Source organism: Pseudomonas sp. NPDC087814 (assembly GCF_044742865.1).
In the GTDB taxonomy this organism is placed as follows: domain Bacteria; phylum Pseudomonadota; class Gammaproteobacteria; order Pseudomonadales; family Pseudomonadaceae; genus Aquipseudomonas.
In genome coordinates this window covers 23347-38391 of the sequence record NZ_JBIUVK010000043.1, presented here as the reverse complement: position 1 = coordinate 38391, position 15045 = coordinate 23347, and the positions used below count along the sequence as shown (strand labels likewise).

Genomic DNA, 15045 nt, shown 5'->3' with positions numbered 1-15045 from the left:
CTCAGAGGCGCAACTCACCGTCCAGGTTGATGGCCTGCAGGAACGCCTCGTCATGGGACACCACGATCAGCGCGCCCTGGTACTGATTGAGCATTTGCTCCAGGGCAATCCGGCTGGGCAAGTCCAGATGGTTGTCGGGTTCGTCCAGCAACAACAATTGCGGCGGATGCTCGGCGTAGAGCTGTGCGGCCAGGGCAATTTTCAGACGCTCGCCGCCGCTCAGTTGGCGCGTATCGAGGACCGCCCGGTCGGCATCGATGCCCATTTGCGCCAGCCGGGTACGCGCTTCGCTTTCCGCCAGTAGCGGATTACTTTCGTAAAGCCATTGCACCGCCGTGCGCTCGGGGTGCTCCAGCCCGGCGTGTTGGTCCAGCCAGCCGATATGGCAACTGCGCGCCAACTCACCGGCAGCCACCGGCAACTGGCCGGCAATCACCCGCAGCAGGGTCGACTTGCCACTGCCATTGGCTCCCAGGATCGACATGCGCATCGGGCCGGTCAGGGTCAGATTGATCGGTGCCGGGCTGCCAAACGGCAACACCACGTCGTTCAACTGCAGCACCAGCTTGCCCTGGGGCACCACGCTTTCCGGCGACAGCATCATGCGCTGGATCTCGGGCGCACACCGCGCACGCGCCTCGGCGATCCGTTGCTGTTGCTGCTCACGCGCCAGCTGCTGGTTGAGGCGCAACTTGCCCTGGCTGTTTTCACTGCGCTCTTTCTGGGCGTTGGTGATCAGTTTGGTCTGGTTGCCATCCCGGGCCTGGCGGTCGCCCCGGGCATTGCGGCGCTGCTGACGCTCCATCTGGATGACCGCTTCACGCTGCTCACGTTTGGCGTGCGCGCGCTCCCCCTGCAACGCCGACTGGAACGCCTGCTGCTCCTGCTCCCGTGTCGCCGCATAGTGGCTGTAATTACCGCCGTAGACCGCCAAGCCCTTGGGCGACAGTTCGACAATCTCGTCCATGTGCTCCAGCAGCCCGCGATCATGGCTGATCAGCACCAGGCCGCCGGGCCAGCGATCAATCTGCTGGGCAAGCTTGTGCTGCTGATCAATGTCCAGGTGGTTGCTGGGCTCATCGAGGATCAACCAGTCTGCCCTCGACAACCAGGCGCCCAGCAAAGCGACGCGCTGGCGTTCGCCGCCACTGAGGGCCGCGGTTGGCGAGTCGGCAGTCAAGTGCCCCAGGCCGATTTGCTCCAGGGCCGCCGCCAGTCGAGGCGCGCAATCCCATTGATCAACAGCCAGTGCATGGTCCTGTTCGTCCACGCTGCCCTCGGCGATGCGCGCCAACGCTGCCAGCACTTGGTCGACACCTGCCAGCGCCGCCACGCTGGGATAGCGTTCGGGCTCCAACAGTTGCGTCACCGCGTACACACTACCCTCGCGGCGCACATGCCCGCGGGTGGGCTGCAGGGTGCCTGCGAGCATTGCGCCCAACAAGGACTTGCCAGTCCCGTTGGCCCCCACGAGGCCGGTCGCCCGGGCGCTGAAGGCATGGTTCAGGTTGTCGAACAGGCTGCGTCCATCCGGCAGGCTGCAGGCGACATGGTCAAGGTGGAGCAATCGCTGGGTCATCACACGTCCTTATGCAACAGGCTGAAAAAAACCTCTGAACAGCATACCTGCCCTGGATACGGGCATTGAAACAATGCCAAACAGCCTTTTTCAGCCTACCTTGTAGGATCCTGCCACATCTTGCCGTTTGGTGATCAAGATTCCGGCACGTATGATGCATCCCAAACTCCCGCAGATTAGAAGCCTATGTCCCTGATAGTTCTACTGCTTCTGCCTTTTATCGGCAGCTGTCTGGCGGCCTTGCTGCCGCACAACGCACGCAACACAGAGTCCCTGCTGGCCGGCCTTGTGGCCCTGGTCGGGACGGTTCAAGTCGCCCTGCTCTACCCCCAGATCGCCCATGGTGGCGTGATACGTGAAGAATTCATGTGGTTGCCCAGCCTCGGGCTGAACTTCGTATTGCGCATGGACGGTTTTGCCTGGTTGTTCTCGATGCTGGTGCTGGGCATCGGGACCCTGGTGTCGCTGTACGCCCGGTATTACATGTCGCCGGAAGACCCGGTGCCGCGCTTCTTCGCGTTTTTCCTGGCCTTCATGGGTGCGATGCTCGGCCTGGTGATCTCCGGCAACCTGATCCAGATCGTGTTTTTCTGGGAGCTCACCAGCCTGTTCTCGTTCCTGCTGATCGGCTACTGGCACCACCGCGCCGATGCCCGGCGTGGAGCCTATATGGCGCTGATGGTCACCGGCGCGGGCGGCTTGTGCCTGCTGGCGGGGGTGATGCTGCTCGGGCATATCGTCGGCAGCTACGACCTGGACCAGGTCCTGGCTGCCGGTGATCAGATCCGTGCCCATTCGTTGTACCCGATCATGCTCGCCCTGGTGCTGATCGGCGCCCTGAGCAAAAGCGCGCAATTCCCCTTCCACTTCTGGCTGCCCCACGCCATGGCTGCACCGACGCCGGTGTCGGCCTACCTGCACTCGGCAACGATGGTGAAGGCCGGCGTGTTCCTGCTGGCCCGCCTGTGGCCGTCGCTGTCCGGCAGCGAAGAGTGGTTCTGGATTGTCGGCGGTGCCGGTGCCATTACCCTGCTGCTCGGCGCTTATTGCGCCATGTTCCAGAACGATCTCAAGGGCCTGCTGGCCTACTCCACCATCAGCCACCTCGGGCTGATCACCTTGCTGCTGGGCCTCAACAGCCCGCTGGCCGCTGTCGCCGCCGTATTCCATATCCTTAACCACGCCACTTTCAAGGCGTCGCTGTTCATGGCGGCGGGGATCATCGACCACGAAAGCGGCACCCGTGACATCCGCAAGCTCAGCGGCCTGTTCAAGCTGATTCCGTTTACCGCCACCCTGGCGATGGTCGCCAGTGCGTCCATGGCCGGCGTGCCGCTGCTCAACGGTTTCCTGTCCAAGGAAATGTTCTTCGCCGAGACCGTGTTCATCTCCGCCACCGCCTGGGTGGAAATCGCCCTGCCGGTCATCGCCACCATCGCCGGTACCTTCAGCGTGGCCTATGCCCTGCGCTTTACCGTGGATGTGTTCTTCGGCCCTAAAGCCACCAACTTGCCTCACACCCCGCACGAGCCGCCACGCTGGATGCGCGCGCCGGTGGAGTTGCTGGTGTTTACCTGCCTGCTGGTGGGGATTTTCCCCGCCCAGGTGGTCGGTTCGATCCTCGCCGCAGCGGCCCTGCCAGTAGTCGGCGGCGAACTGCCGGAATACAGCCTCGCCATCTGGCACGGCTGGAACGCGCCGATGATCATGAGCCTGGTGGCCATGTCCGGCGGCGTGGTGCTCTATCTGCTGCTGCGCAAGCAACTCAAGTTGGGCCGCTTCAAATACCCGCCGATCATCAGCTACTTCAACGGCAAGCGCGGCTTCGAGCGCTGCCTGGTGGTGATGATGCGCGGGGTGCGCAAGATCGAAAAACGCATCAGCACCAAACGCCTGCAAACCCAGCTGTTCCTGCTGGTGCTGGCGGCGGTGATCGCCGGGTTGATCCCGATGCTCTACAGCGGCATCAGTTGGGGCGACCGGCCGAAGATCCCGGGCTCCATCGTGTTCGTCACCCTGTGGCTGCTGGCAATCGCCTGCGCCCTGGGCGCCGCCTGGCAAGCCAAGTACCACCGGCTGGCAGCCCTGACCATGGTCAGCGTGTGCGGGATGGTGACCTGCGTGACCTTCGTCTGGTTCTCGGCGCCAGACCTGGCGCTGACGCAACTGGTGGTGGAAGTGGTCACCACCGTGCTGATCCTGCTGGGCCTGCGCTGGCTGCCACGGCGGATCGAAGAAGTTTCCCCACTGCCCAGCTCGCTGCGCAAGGCACGCATCCGCCGCCTGCGGGACTTCCTGCTGTCCACCGTGGTCGGTGGCGGCATGGCGCTGCTCTCCTACGCGATGCTGACCCGCCAGACGCCCAACGACATCTCCTCCTTCTACCTCAGCCGTGCCCTGCCAGAAGGCGGTGGCAGCAATGTGGTGAACGTGATGCTGGTGGACTTCCGGGGCTTCGACACCCTGGGAGAAATCACCGTGCTCGGCGCCGTGGCGCTGACCGTCTACGCCCTGCTGCGCCGCTTCCGCCCGTCGAAGGAAAGCATGGAACTGCCCGCGCAACAGCGCCAACTGGCACCCGACGTGGCCACCGACCTGATCAACCCGCGCCAGGCCAGCGACACCGCCCTGGGCTTCATGATGGTGCCGGCGGTGCTGGTGCGCCTGCTGCTGCCGATTGCGCTGGTTGTCTCGTTCTACCTGTTCATGCGTGGGCACAACCAACCGGGCGGCGGGTTTGTCGCCGGCCTGGTGATGTCCGTCGCGTTCATCCTGCAATACATGGTCGCCGGTACCCAGTGGGTCGAGGCGCAGATGAGCCTGCGGCCGATGCGCTGGATGGGTTTTGGCTTGTTGTCGGCAACCCTGACCGGGCTGGGCGCACTGCTCGCCGGCTACCCGTTCCTCACCACGCACACCTGGCACTTTAGCCTGCCGGTGCTGGGGGACATCCACGTCGCCAGCGCGCTGTTCTTCGACGTCGGTGTGTACGCCATGGTGGTCGGCTCGACCTTGCTGATGCTCACCGCCCTCGGCCACCAATCGGTGCGCGCCCATAAACCCAGTAACCAGGCGAAAGCCGTTGCCAGCCCAGGAGGAGCCGCCTGATGGAAGAAGTCATCGCAATTGCCATTGGGGTCCTGGCGGCCTCCGGCGTCTGGCTGATCCTGCGGCCACGGACGTTCCAGGTGGTGATGGGCCTGTGCCTGCTCTCCTACGGGGTCAACCTGTTCATCTTCAGCATGGGCAGCCTGTTCATCGGCAAGGAGCCGATCATCAAGGATGGCGTGCCGCAAGACTTGCTCAACTACACCGATCCGCTGCCCCAGGCCCTGGTGCTGACGGCAATCGTGATCAGCTTCGCCATGACCGCACTGTTCCTGGTGGTGCTGCTGGCATCCCGGGGCCTGACCGGCACTGACCATGTGGACGGCCGGGAGCCCAAGGAATGACCTGGATGAATCAACTGATCATCGCGCCGATCCTGCTGCCGTTGCTGACCGCCGCGCTGATGCTGATGCTCGGCGAGAAGCACCGCCCGCTCAAGGCGCGGATCAACCTGTTCTCCAGCATGGTGGGCCTGGGCATCGCCGTGCTGTTGCTGTACTGGACCCAGAAAGGCGGCCCCGGCTCCATCGGTGTGTACCTGCCGGGCAACTGGCAGGTGCCGTTCGGCATCGTGCTGGTGGTGGACCAACTCTCGGCGATGATGCTGGTGCTCACCGGGATCATCGGCGTCAGCGCGCTGTTGTTTGCCATGGCCCGTTGGGACCGCGCCGGCACCAGCTTCCATGCACTGTTCCAGATTCAGTTGATGGGCCTGTATGGCGCCTTTCTGACCGCCGACCTGTTCAACCTGTTCGTGTTTTTCGAAGTGCTGCTGGCGGCGTCCTACGGCCTGATGCTCCACGGTTCCGGCCGGGCGCGGGTGTCGGCGGGGCTGCATTACATCTCGATCAACCTGCTGGCCTCGACCTTGTTCCTGATTGGCGCGGCGCTGATCTATGGCGTCACCGGTACCCTGAACTTTGCCGATCTGGCACTGAAAATCCCCCTGGTGCCGGAAGCCGATCGCGGCCTGCTGCATGCCGGTGCGGGCATCCTCGCCGTCGCCTTCCTGGCCAAGGCCGGGATGTGGCCGCTGAACTTCTGGCTGGCGCCTGCCTACTCCTCGGCCAGTGCGCCAGTGGCGGCGATGTTTGCGATCATGACCAAGGTCGGCGTGTACACCGTGCTGCGCCTGTGGAACCTGCTGTTCTCCGGCCAGGCGGGTGCCTCGGCACTGTTTGGCGGCGACTGGCTGATCTACGGCGGCATGGCAACCATCGTCTGCGCGGCGCTGGCGATGATTGCGGCGCAACGCCTGGAACGCATGGCCAGCCTGAGCATTCTGGTGTCCGCCGGGATCCTGCTGTCGGCGGTGGGGTTTGCCCAGCCAAGCCTGACGGCCGGGGCGCTGTTTTATCTGGTCAGCTCCACCCTGGCGCTGAGCGCGCTGTTCCTGCTGGCCGAATTGATCGAACGTTCGCGCTCGGCCAACGACATGCCCCTGGACGATGAAATCGAAGCCCTGCCCAAGGCCATGGAATCCCTGCATCCGCCGCCCGGCACCAACCTCGACGACGAACAGAAAGCCGTGGTCGGCCAGGTGATTCCCTGGACGGTGGCGTTCCTCGGCCTGAGCTTTATCGCCTGCGCCCTGCTGATCATCGGCATGCCGCCGCTGTCCGGGTTTATCGGCAAGCTCAGCCTGCTCAGCGCCTTGATCAACCCGATGGGCCTGGGCAATGCCATCGACGAACCGGTGCGTCCGGCCGCCTGGGGCCTGGTGGCACTGCTGATCTTCTCCGGCCTGGCTTCGCTGATCGCCTTCGCCCGCCTCGGCATCCAGCGTTTCTGGACCCCGGAAGAACGTCCATCGCCGCTGCTGCGCCGCTTCGAATGCGTGCCGATTTTCTTCCTGCTGGGCCTGAGCATCGCCCTGACGTTCAAGGCCGAGCCGCTGATGCGCTATACCCAGGCGGCCGCCGAGAGCCTGAACAACCCGGAACACTATGTGATGGCGGTCATGGCGACGCGTCCGGTGCCGAGCCCTGAAGCCAAGGCCGCCGCATTGGAGATGCAGCCATGAAGCGCCTGTTCCCTGCCCCGTGGCTGTCATTGGCATTGTGGTTGTTGTGGCTGGTGCTGAACCTGTCCGTCAGCCCCGGCAACCTGCTGCTGGGGGCGATCCTCGGCTTTGCGGCACCGCTGATGATGGCGCCGTTGCGCCCGCTGCCGATCCGCATCCGCCGCCCGGGGGTGATCATCCGTTTGTTCTTCCTGGTGGGGCGTGACGTGATCATCTCCAACCTCGCCGTGGCCTGGGGCATCCTGACCTGCGGCTCGCGCCCACCGCGTTCGCGCTTTATCAAGATCCCCCTGGACCTGCGGGATGCCAACGGCCTGGCCGTGCTTGCGATGATCACCAGCGTGACGCCGGGCACCGTATGGTCGGAACTGGCCCTGGACCGCAGCGTCCTGCTGATCCACGTGTTCGACCTGGATGACGAAGCGCAGTTTATCGAGCACTTCAAACACGCCTACGAACGGCCCCTGATGGAGATCTTCGAATGAGCGCCCTGCTCTCCAATGCGATCCTGTTCAGCCTGTTCCTGTTCTCCCTGGCCATGGTGCTAACCCTGGTGCGCCTGTTCAAAGGCCCGTCGGCCCAGGACCGGGTCCTGGCGCTGGATTACCTGTACATCCTGGCCATGCTGATGATGCTGGTGCTGGGTATTCGGTATGCCAGTGACACGTATTTTGAAGCGGCGTTGTTGATTGCGCTGTTTGGCTTTGTGGGGTCGTTTGCCCTGGCGAAATTCCTGCTGCGTGGGGAGGTGATCGAATGATCAATGTCGATGTGTTGCCGCTGTGGGTTGAAGTGATCGTCGCGGTATTGTTGGTGCTTAGCAGCCTGTTTGCGCTGATTGGGGCGATTGGGTTGTTGCGGATGAAAGACTTCTTCCAGCGCATGCACCCGCCGGCGTTGGCTTCGACCTTGGGCGCCTGGTGTGTGGCGCTGGCCTCGATCATCTACTTTTCGGTGCTCAAGTCCGGGCCGGTGTTGCACGGTTGGTTGATCCCGATCCTGCTGTCGATCACAGTGCCGGTGACCACGTTATTGCTGGCACGCACCGCGTTGTTCCGCAAGCGCATGGCCGGGGATGATGTGCCGGCTGAAGTCAGCAGCCGTCGCACTGACAGCGGCAGCTGATCCCCACAGGCGCCGCAGTGGTGAAATTCGTTCTCCAATAGAATCCATAAAATAGAACCTCAATCGCTAATCCCGGTATCGGGATCACTTTATGAGGTTCTCCCCCATGTCATTCACTCCCATTGTCCAGGCCCATCTCGACGCGTGGGTTGCCTGCGCCGCTGACTTCGGCCCATTTCTCACGGGCCAGGAAACCACCCTCACCCTCAATGAGCAGCGCAAGGCTTATGAGCAGGTGCTTTGTTCCCATCCGATTCCCGCCGGTGTCAGCTTTTGTGACGTCGATATGGGTGGCGTACCGGGCATGATGGTCGTGCCTGATGGGTTTGAGGGTGACCGGGTGCTGCTTTACATCCACGGCGGTGGTTATGTCGGCGGCAGCCCGCGGGGCTACCTGGGCCTTGCTGGCCACTTCGCAAAACTGCTGGGTGCAAAAGTCTACCTGCCCGACTACCGCCTGGCGCCCGAGCATCCGTTCCCCGTACCTATTGATGACACGTTGCAGGCTTATCGCTGGCTGCTCGACCAGGGCAATGACCCCAGGTCCATAGTGTTCTCGGGCGATTCGGCCGGCGGCGCAATGGTGGTGTCGGTGATGGTCAAGGCCCGCAACGCAGGCCTGCCACTGCCCGCCGGGGGCGCCGCCTTGTCGCCGTGGGCCAACCTGGAACACACCGGCGCCTCCATCGACAACCGTGACGGCCTCGACCCGCAAGCCTCCCGCCTGGGGCTGACGCTGCTTGCAAAAGCGTTTCTCAACGGCGCGCTGCCGAATGATCCCGATGCATCGCCGGTGTTCGCGGACGTCCGGGGATTGCCGCCCATTCTGGTGCAGATCGGCGAAAACGAAGTCATGCTCAGCGACGCCATGCGCCTGGCCACCCACCTGGGGGAAAACCGGGTACGCGTGTCGCTGGAGGTTTGGCCCGGGATGTTTCATGTCTGGCATTTGTTTGCGGCAATCTTGCCCGAAGGCATGCAGGCCGTGGCGAATGCGGCGTTGTTTCTGGACCAGGCAATACGTGGCAGCCGTAGCGCTTGAGGGGTTGCCCAGAGCGCGGGAAAGGCGGCGCTCCTGCCGATAACTATCTGTCACCTGGGGCCCCACCGCCCCACCTACCTTTATCGGACAACGTATCCCGATACAGGTAATGATCATGTATACCCATTCCGATGCACTGACCACGCTGTTTGATTTGCTCAACGCGCTGAACGCGCTGATTTCACATTTGACGAGCCAGCAACAGGCAGCCAAGCAGCGGGGTCTCGAGTTGTATCAACTCGGTGAATTCGAAGAGTGCGAAATCCACCTGACCATCTCCGCCTCGGCCGGCGATGCGCCGTCCCAATACGCCCTGGGCGAAGCCATCCGGCGCCGGGTCGGCAGTGTCGACCCCGAGGCCCAGGCGTGGTACCGCCTGGCCGCTGCCCAGGATCATGTGTACGCCCTGATGCGCCTGGGTGGCGAAACCAACCTGGCCAAGGCGAAGACCCTCGCCCAGGCAGGTGCCGATGCTGGCGACGGCGCAGCGATGCTGCAGCTGTATGAACTGACCAAAGATCGCTCGTGGCTGAGAAAGGCAGGTGATGCCGGCTGCGCCGAGGCCTATTACATTGCGGCGCTGTTGTACGACAAAAACCCGGAGGCCAGTGACAACCGCGACTCCATGCTCAGGTATGCAGCCTTCAAGGGCTTCCCGCCAGCGATGAAGTGGCTGGCCAACATGCAGACCTACTACCGCAACCTCTCCTACCAGCGCATACACCTGGAAAAACGGCTGGCGCTGAATGACCTTGATGGCGTCATGACCTATGCCGGTGCGCTCGGCGGGTTCGATATCGATGAAAGTGGCACCAACCGCTATCACTACCCCGAGAACAAAATCCACGCCTATGGGCTCTACTGGCTGGTCATGGACAGTACCCGGCAAAACCCACGGCACGCCGATGCCGCAGGCTACCTGCAACAACTGGCCAGCGCGCTGACTGCCGAAGAAATGGAAACAGCCAAGGCGTATGGCCGCCAGTGGAAAACCGAGCACCCGGCGCTGTCGGAGTTCAGGTTGACCTACAGCGACCTGAAATGACCGGCGTCTGATGAAGGATTCGAGAGCACATCCGGCAGTTAAAGATTAATTAATCCAAAAACAGCTTGGCTAAGTATTTCCAGGCTGGTACGGTTTAGTGGATTATTTAATCCACTAAACCTCAGGCCTCCCCCATGACAGCTCACACCCCTCGCTTCAACCACAAAGTCGCCCTGGTCACCGGCGGTTCCCGCGGTATCGGCGAAGCGATTGTCCGCCGGCTTGCAGCTGAAGGTGCAGCGGTCGCGTTTACCTATTCCTCCTCTGCCGACAAGGCGCAAGCGCTGGTTGGCCTGATCGAAAGCAAGGGCGGAAAAGCCTTGGCGATTCAGGCCGACAGCGCCGATGTGGCGGCAATAGAACGGGCGGTCGCGGCCACTGTCGAGCATTTCGGCGCCTTGAATATCCTGGTCAACAACGCCGGGATCCTGCTGATGGGCACCGTCGACACCTTCAGCCTGGAAGACTTCGACCGAATGTTTGCGGTCAATGTGCGGGCCACGTTTGCGGCGGCCAAGGCCAGCTCGGCGGTGATGCACACGGGTGACCGAATAATCACCGTCGGCAGCGTGGTCGCCCAACGTTCGGGCTTCCCGGGCTCCAGCGTCTATAGCATGACGAAGTCGGCGATCGCCGGTATGATCCGCGGCCTGGCGATTGATTTCGCCCCGCGCGGCATCACCGTCAACAACGTGCAGCCGGGCCCCACCAGCACCGACATGAACCCGGCAGACGGGCCCCATGCGGACATGATCAAAAGCCTGATCCCCTTGGGCCGCGTGGGCACCGCCGACGATGTTGCCGGCATGGTTGCTTATCTCGCGTCCGAAGAAGCGGCATTTGTCACCGGCGCCAGCATGACCATCGACGGCGGCTACCTGGCCTGAGCCTTCATCTGCAATTTCCTCCGAGGTAACCATGGCAAGACCCAGAGCATTCGACCGCGACCAGGTGCTGCGCGAGGCCATCCGGGTTTTCTGCGACAAGGGTTTTGCCGCGGCCTCGACTGAAGAACTGATGCAGGCCATGGGACTGAGCCGCCAGAGCATGTACAACACCTTTGGCGACAAACGTCAGTTGTACCTGCTGGCGATGGCCGAGTATCAGCGCACCGGCGTCGATGACTTGATCGAGCGCCTGAACCAGGGCCCGACCCCGCTGCAGGCACTGCACGACACCCTGCAATCCTTCGCCACCCGCGCCCTGCGGGAAGGGACGGCGGGTTGCATGGGCGTCAATGCCATCTGCGAGTTCGGCCTGGAAGATGATGAGATCAATCAACTCACCGCCCACAGCGCCGAACGCTTGCGCAATGCATTCGAACAGACGCTGGAGCGTGCGCAGGAACAAGGCGAATTGACCGTCGGCACCGATCGCTCGGGCGCGTGTGATTTTCTGATGGCCACCCTCAGCGGCATGAAAGTCGCCAGCAAGGGCGGCGCCACCACTGAGCAGCTGGAGCGCATTGCGGGTTTTGCACTGCGGGCGCTCAGCGCAAACGCGTGATCAGCCCACTACAGGATCGGCGCGCCAAATCGACCCAATCGTGGCATCCAATGGTCCAGGATCTGCGCTGACGCCAGGATATGGTGCGCATGCCCGATCAACAGCCGACGCGGCACAAACCCGATATAGCGGGAGTCATCGCTGTTATCGCGATTGTCGCCCAGCATGAAGTAACTGTCGGCAGGCACCACCACCGGGCCGAAATCGCGCAGCGCCCGTACTGTCGGCATGAACTGCACCGTGCGCTGGCTGCTGTTCGCACGCTCCGTCACCTTGATCCCCGGAACTGTTTGGCCAGGCGCGATAGGCTCGCTGATGTCCTGCCCATTACTGTAGGTGGCCGGCGTACCGTTGACCCACAACACCTCGTCGCGCATTTCCAGGGTATCGCCGGGGATACCGACAATGCGTTTGATCAAGCGCGTGCCGTCCTTGGGCGAGGAGAACGTGACGACATCTCCGCGCTGGGGGTTATCCAGTCTCGCCAGGGAAATATCAGTGAGGGGCAATTTGAGGTCGTACGCGACGCGGTTGACCAGCACCACATCGCCCTCAAGTAACGTCGGGCGCATGGAACCGGACGGGATGGGATTCCAGTCAGCCAGGGAGGTGCGGAAAACCCCGAAGCACAGCCAGAAAATGATCGCGTAACGGTAGCGGATTAACCAACGGCGCATAGATCCTCGCAATACGAAAAGGCACACCGGCCTGCGCCGGGTACCCACGGTGATTTTTGGCAATGCTCGCTTATTGCATCGGAAGATTAAATTAACATTAGCGTTGCCGACCCATGACAGTCGATATTTTCAAGCACACAGAAAAGGAGTTTCACGCCCCATGGATAGCAAATGTTCGGTCTTTATCGCAGCCAGCGTCGACGGCTTTATTGCCAGGCCAGACGGTGATATCGAGTGGCTTCATCGCCCTGAGTACGAAGGCGCCGAATTGAACGGCGTGACCTATGAACACTTCATCGCCAGCGTGGATGCGCTGGTGATGGGCCGCAAGACCCTGGAAAAAGTGTTGTCCTTTCCGGAGTGGCCCTATGAGGGTTTTCCGGTGTTTGCGCTCTCTCATCAGCCGCTTGAGCTACCTGCACATTTGAAGGGCAAGGTTGAGGTCGTGAGCCAGGATGTGAACGCCCTCGTGGCCGAGTTAGCCGAGCGCGGGATGAAACACCTGTATATCGACGGCGGCCAGACGATTCAGGCGTTTCTTGAGGCGGGTTTGATCGACGAGATGATCATCACGCGTATTCCGGTTGTGCTGGGCCAGGGGATCCCCTTGTTCAGCCAGTTGGGTGGCGAGCATGAGCTTCGGCATATCGGCACGTATGCGTCGGATAACGGGTTTGTTCAAAGCCGGTATGAGGTGAGTGGCAAGCGCTGATGGTCGCGGGTTAACACCCGGAAATTTCCGACAGCTTTTTAGGGTTGTCGCTCAGAAGATGGCTCCCTACTCTTCGGTGGTCGCTGCAAATTCAGCGACCGGGTTTCGCAGCCCGGGTAAACTCTAGACGCACAGCGTCCACCACAAGATAGCGGGCGCTTTTTTATGCCTGATGTTATGGCGGCTGTGCGCGGGATACCTTCGGGTATGCCGGGTGCCTAGAGTCCCGGTCTGCGAACCTGCGTACAGCTGCCACCCGATTGTCGTTTCGCAGCGATGGGTGGCGGCTCCATTACTCTAGGAGCGTCGTCATGATCAAAGACAGTCCAAACCCGCCACTCGATTCACCCTCGCTTCACGCGGCTGCTCATCGGGCGATTAATCATTATCTGAATCCCTCTTCTGAACCTGATTCGCCTGACGAGAGCTCCAGGCTCTTTGTCGTGCGTGAAGGGTTGGACGCGGAGACGTTGTTGGTCAATGCATCGGAGGACTTGGCGTCGGTGCAGGTGTTAGCTACGAATCTGGCATTTGAAATCGATGGGCCGTCCCGGAGTGTGGCGTTGGGGATTTGCCGGATGTTGGAGGGGATTCAGTTATTGGTCGATAGCACCCTTGATCAATACGGCGCAACACACAACCAACTACGTTAAAGAGGAAAAACACAACGGGGTGGATCTATTCGATTTCAACTAGACCCGCCCCTCCATTAGAGAAAAATCCTACATATTGCTCACACACTTCAAAGAGAATCTTCCGATATTTCCTATTTGCCATTTTTTGTATTCTGAAAACCAATAGATCAGGATGCTTCTTTATGGCTAACCACGGTTACATGACTATCAACGGAAAAACCCAGGGTCTTATTTCCGCAGGCTGCTCTACACAAGACTCTATCGGTAACAAATGCCAGGAAGGGCATCGCGACGAAATAATGGTGATGTCCTATAACCACAACATGCTCAATGAAGGGAATGTCAGAGCTGCGACTCATGGGCCAGTGGTCATTACAAAAAACGTCGATAAAGCTTCACCTCTGTTGGCGATGGCACTTTCCAAAAGAGAAGAGCTTAACTGCATCATCCATTTCTACCGTATTTCTCAGTTTGGCCAACACCAGAAGTACTACACCGTCGACCTACGGGGTTGCATCATCGCGGACCTTTCCCTTGACGTGCCCCACGCAGTACTGATGCACGATATAGATGCACAAGAGCATCTCTCCATCCGGTATCGGGAAATCATCTGGACTCACCATCTGGCCGGTACCAGTGGCTACAGTTCATGGCCCGAGACCGATCTATGAAACTAAATCAAGAACCATCGACGCCAACGTTTCATGAACTGTGGGAAGTTAGTCAAGCCGCAGCAAAGCTGACGAATCACGCCTGTGCGATCAGTGCGCGGCATCTCAAGGATGGAATAACACGGTCCATATTCAACCGGGAGGTTGCTTATTACGCGCGCAGTATTGTCAGGGATGTTGAACAAGGTAAGAAGACTATTGCGCAAGGGGTATCACTCGGCGTTATCTGCGATGGGATATGGCGAGCGTGAAGCGAATATGGCATATGGCTCTGTTGATATTGGGCTTTCTGCCTACAGCGTTACAAGGCACGTGTTAAAACCAGATGCCTGGCGTTTATTTAGGTATCTCAATACGGACAAAATACGAGCATACAAGACCATGGGGCCAACTTCATTGGCATTTGAAGCAGGCGCAGACGTCTTAACGCTAAAGAATTTGTATCAAGAGACAAAAAATTGATTATTTTAGCTTTCTTGATTTTTTCGGTATTCGGCATTCTATTTGCGTACAGCCTCAAAGTGATCCTTTCCAGCAAAAATATTGGTTACACCAAGCTCCTGCTAGGCCTGGGGGTAAACATGCTTTTTATGAGCGTACACATGGACATCGTTAAATTTGATAATTTCTTGTACTTCGGGCATCACCCGGAAATCATTAATAACTACGAGTCGGTTGGTTGGCTCGCATTTATCTGTCTTTTCCTGCATGCGTTAGCACTTCCTGTCAAACGTGACTTGAAGTGGTGGTGGCAGCGCTTACCCGGAAAGTCCCAAAGATGATCACCTGGACGTTTGATTGTTCCCATGCTCTGCGTAGGAATGCATACCGTGACACCCCGCATCAACTCGTGCAGAACTTCAACCTCACATTGGCGGCGGGACGCAGAGCGTCCGGGGCGGCATTCCCACGCGGAACATGG

Annotated in this window: 17 protein-coding genes; 15 read left to right on the top strand and 2 right to left on the bottom strand. The window is 60.4% G+C overall.

Going from position 1 to position 15045, the window contains the following annotated elements:
* Position 1 precedes the first annotated feature (1 nt).
* Positions 2-1579, bottom strand: coding sequence for an ABC-F family ATP-binding cassette domain-containing protein (locus ACIOMR_RS24190; RefSeq protein ID WP_401196791.1), 1578 nt, complete (start codon positions 1577-1579; stop codon positions 2-4).
* A 186-nt stretch (positions 1580-1765) separates the two neighbouring features.
* Here ACIOMR_RS24190 and ACIOMR_RS24185 point away from each other — a divergent pair, with 186 nt between their 5' ends.
* The 10 genes from ACIOMR_RS24185 to ACIOMR_RS24140 all read left to right on the top strand — a co-directional run bounded on the left by ACIOMR_RS24185 (position 1766) and on the right by ACIOMR_RS24140 (position 11428).
* Entirely contained in the window at positions 1766-4687 is a 2922-nt protein-coding gene (locus tag ACIOMR_RS24185) for a monovalent cation/H+ antiporter subunit A (RefSeq protein ID WP_003211746.1), read from the top strand.
* Positions 4687-5031 carry a Na+/H+ antiporter subunit C gene (locus ACIOMR_RS24180; RefSeq protein WP_003192163.1) on the top strand — a complete coding sequence of 115 codons (345 nt, stop codon included), beginning with the start codon at positions 4687-4689 and terminating at the stop codon, positions 5029-5031. Before ACIOMR_RS24185 ends, ACIOMR_RS24180 begins: the two co-directional genes overlap by 1 nt.
* Complete coding sequence (locus tag ACIOMR_RS24175) at positions 5028-6710, top strand: monovalent cation/H+ antiporter subunit D (RefSeq protein ID WP_177071034.1); 1683 nt, start codon at positions 5028-5030, stop codon at positions 6708-6710. Before ACIOMR_RS24180 ends, ACIOMR_RS24175 begins: the two co-directional genes overlap by 4 nt.
* The gene (locus ACIOMR_RS24170; protein ID WP_003211750.1) at positions 6707-7195 is read left to right on the top strand and encodes a Na+/H+ antiporter subunit E; all 489 of its coding nucleotides are present in this window, start codon (positions 6707-6709) and stop codon (positions 7193-7195) included. The genes ACIOMR_RS24175 and ACIOMR_RS24170 overlap by 4 nt, the downstream gene beginning before the upstream one ends.
* Entirely contained in the window at positions 7192-7470 is a 279-nt protein-coding gene (locus tag ACIOMR_RS24165; RefSeq protein WP_003211751.1) for a K+/H+ antiporter subunit F, read from the top strand. The genes ACIOMR_RS24170 and ACIOMR_RS24165 overlap by 4 nt, the downstream gene beginning before the upstream one ends.
* On the top strand, positions 7467-7835 hold the full coding sequence (locus ACIOMR_RS24160) for a Na+/H+ antiporter subunit G (protein WP_003211753.1): 369 nt from the start codon (positions 7467-7469) through the stop codon (positions 7833-7835). Before ACIOMR_RS24165 ends, ACIOMR_RS24160 begins: the two co-directional genes overlap by 4 nt.
* Positions 7836-7941: 106 nt before the next feature.
* Positions 7942-8877 carry an alpha/beta hydrolase gene (locus ACIOMR_RS24155; protein ID WP_401196786.1) on the top strand — a complete coding sequence of 312 codons (936 nt, stop codon included), beginning with the start codon at positions 7942-7944 and terminating at the stop codon, positions 8875-8877.
* A gap of 115 nt (positions 8878-8992) precedes the next feature.
* Positions 8993-9922: a sel1 repeat family protein gene (locus ACIOMR_RS24150; RefSeq protein ID WP_177037196.1), complete on the top strand. Its 930-nt coding sequence runs from the start codon at positions 8993-8995 to the stop codon at positions 9920-9922.
* Between the two features lie 134 nt (positions 9923-10056).
* Positions 10057-10809: a 3-oxoacyl-ACP reductase family protein gene (locus tag ACIOMR_RS24145; protein WP_003211759.1), complete on the top strand. Its 753-nt coding sequence runs from the start codon at positions 10057-10059 to the stop codon at positions 10807-10809.
* A 31-nt stretch (positions 10810-10840) separates the two neighbouring features.
* Complete coding sequence (locus ACIOMR_RS24140; RefSeq protein ID WP_023658972.1) at positions 10841-11428, top strand: TetR/AcrR family transcriptional regulator; 588 nt, start codon at positions 10841-10843, stop codon at positions 11426-11428.
* Between the two features lie 8 nt (positions 11429-11436).
* On the opposite strand, the gene lepB is transcribed toward ACIOMR_RS24140, so the two are convergent.
* Positions 11437-12105: a signal peptidase I gene (lepB, locus tag ACIOMR_RS24135; protein WP_008432435.1), complete on the bottom strand. Its 669-nt coding sequence runs from the start codon at positions 12103-12105 to the stop codon at positions 11437-11439.
* Between the two features lie 160 nt (positions 12106-12265).
* Here lepB and ACIOMR_RS24130 point away from each other — a divergent pair, with 160 nt between their 5' ends.
* The 5 genes from ACIOMR_RS24130 (at position 12266) to ACIOMR_RS24110 (ending at position 14905) form a co-directional block, all read left to right on the top strand.
* Complete coding sequence (locus ACIOMR_RS24130) at positions 12266-12817, top strand: dihydrofolate reductase family protein (protein ID WP_401196782.1); 552 nt, start codon at positions 12266-12268, stop codon at positions 12815-12817.
* A 311-nt stretch (positions 12818-13128) separates the two neighbouring features.
* Positions 13129-13470: a DUF6124 family protein gene (locus ACIOMR_RS24125; protein ID WP_401196780.1), complete on the top strand. Its 342-nt coding sequence runs from the start codon at positions 13129-13131 to the stop codon at positions 13468-13470.
* Positions 13471-13634: 164 nt separating this feature from the next.
* Positions 13635-14123 carry an Hcp family type VI secretion system effector gene (locus ACIOMR_RS24120; RefSeq protein ID WP_003211770.1) on the top strand — a complete coding sequence of 163 codons (489 nt, stop codon included), beginning with the start codon at positions 13635-13637 and terminating at the stop codon, positions 14121-14123.
* Between the two features lie 174 nt (positions 14124-14297).
* Positions 14298-14585, top strand: a complete 288-nt coding sequence (locus tag ACIOMR_RS24115) for a DUF4225 domain-containing protein (RefSeq protein ID WP_238544216.1) — start codon at positions 14298-14300, stop codon at positions 14583-14585.
* Positions 14582-14905, top strand: a complete 324-nt coding sequence (locus ACIOMR_RS24110) for a hypothetical protein (protein ID WP_003211775.1) — start codon at positions 14582-14584, stop codon at positions 14903-14905. The genes ACIOMR_RS24115 and ACIOMR_RS24110 overlap by 4 nt, the downstream gene beginning before the upstream one ends.
* Positions 14906-15045 lie beyond the last annotated feature (140 nt).

Bases quoted from the DNA above. Each gene is read 5' to 3' on its own strand.
- ACIOMR_RS24130 (WP_401196782.1), top strand. From the start codon at position 12,266: ATGGATAGCAAATGTTCGGTCTTTATCGCAGCCAGCGTCGACGGCTTT.
- ACIOMR_RS24175 (WP_177071034.1), top strand. From the start codon at position 5,028: ATGACCTGGATGAATCAACTGATCATCGCGCCGATCCTGCTGCCGTTG.
- ACIOMR_RS24155 (WP_401196786.1), top strand. From the start codon at position 7,942: ATGTCATTCACTCCCATTGTCCAGGCCCATCTCGACGCGTGGGTTGCC.
- ACIOMR_RS24180 (WP_003192163.1), top strand. From the start codon at position 4,687: ATGGAAGAAGTCATCGCAATTGCCATTGGGGTCCTGGCGGCCTCCGGC.
- ACIOMR_RS24115 (WP_238544216.1), top strand. From the start codon at position 14,298: ATGTTGAACAAGGTAAGAAGACTATTGCGCAAGGGGTATCACTCGGCG.
- ACIOMR_RS24140 (WP_023658972.1), top strand. From the start codon at position 10,841: ATGGCAAGACCCAGAGCATTCGACCGCGACCAGGTGCTGCGCGAGGCC.
- ACIOMR_RS24160 (WP_003211753.1), top strand. From the start codon at position 7,467: ATGATCAATGTCGATGTGTTGCCGCTGTGGGTTGAAGTGATCGTCGCG.
- lepB (WP_008432435.1), bottom strand. From the start codon at position 12,105: ATGCGCCGTTGGTTAATCCGCTACCGTTACGCGATCATTTTCTGGCTG.
- ACIOMR_RS24190 (WP_401196791.1), bottom strand. From the start codon at position 1,579: ATGACCCAGCGATTGCTCCACCTTGACCATGTCGCCTGCAGCCTGCCG.
- ACIOMR_RS24145 (WP_003211759.1), top strand. From the start codon at position 10,057: ATGACAGCTCACACCCCTCGCTTCAACCACAAAGTCGCCCTGGTCACC.
- ACIOMR_RS24170 (WP_003211750.1), top strand. From the start codon at position 6,707: ATGAAGCGCCTGTTCCCTGCCCCGTGGCTGTCATTGGCATTGTGGTTG.
- ACIOMR_RS24125 (WP_401196780.1), top strand. From the start codon at position 13,129: ATGATCAAAGACAGTCCAAACCCGCCACTCGATTCACCCTCGCTTCAC.
- ACIOMR_RS24150 (WP_177037196.1), top strand. From the start codon at position 8,993: ATGTATACCCATTCCGATGCACTGACCACGCTGTTTGATTTGCTCAAC.
- ACIOMR_RS24165 (WP_003211751.1), top strand. From the start codon at position 7,192: ATGAGCGCCCTGCTCTCCAATGCGATCCTGTTCAGCCTGTTCCTGTTC.
- ACIOMR_RS24120 (WP_003211770.1), top strand. From the start codon at position 13,635: ATGGCTAACCACGGTTACATGACTATCAACGGAAAAACCCAGGGTCTT.
- ACIOMR_RS24185 (WP_003211746.1), top strand. From the start codon at position 1,766: ATGTCCCTGATAGTTCTACTGCTTCTGCCTTTTATCGGCAGCTGTCTG.